Source organism: Novosphingobium malaysiense (assembly GCF_000802225.1).
Classification (GTDB): domain Bacteria; phylum Pseudomonadota; class Alphaproteobacteria; order Sphingomonadales; family Sphingomonadaceae; genus Novosphingobium; species Novosphingobium malaysiense.
In genome coordinates this window covers 1-237 of the sequence record NZ_JTDI01000033.1, presented here as the reverse complement: position 1 = coordinate 237, position 237 = coordinate 1, and the positions used below count along the sequence as shown (strand labels likewise).

Genomic DNA, 237 nt, shown 5'->3' with positions numbered 1-237 from the left:
AGGTTGTTCAGCGGCTGATAGAAGCTGCTGGCGATCTGCGCCGAGTCGGTGGCGAAGGTGATGTTGCCGGGCATGATCAGCTGGATCACATCGCCTTGGCGCTGCACCTCCACGCCCGTGCCCTGCATGCTGCGCCGCAGCTCTTCTTCCTGCTTGTCGGCGTAGTAGCCGTAACCTGCCGCCGCGGCACCCGCGACCGCCGCGCCGATGAGTGCGCCCTTGCCGCGGTTGTCATGG

Annotated in this window: 1 pseudogene; it reads right to left on the bottom strand. The window is 66.2% G+C overall.

Features of this window, described 5'->3' with window-relative positions:
* A pseudogene (locus LK12_RS23375) lies at positions 1–237 on the bottom strand (OmpA family protein); the annotation flags it as partial.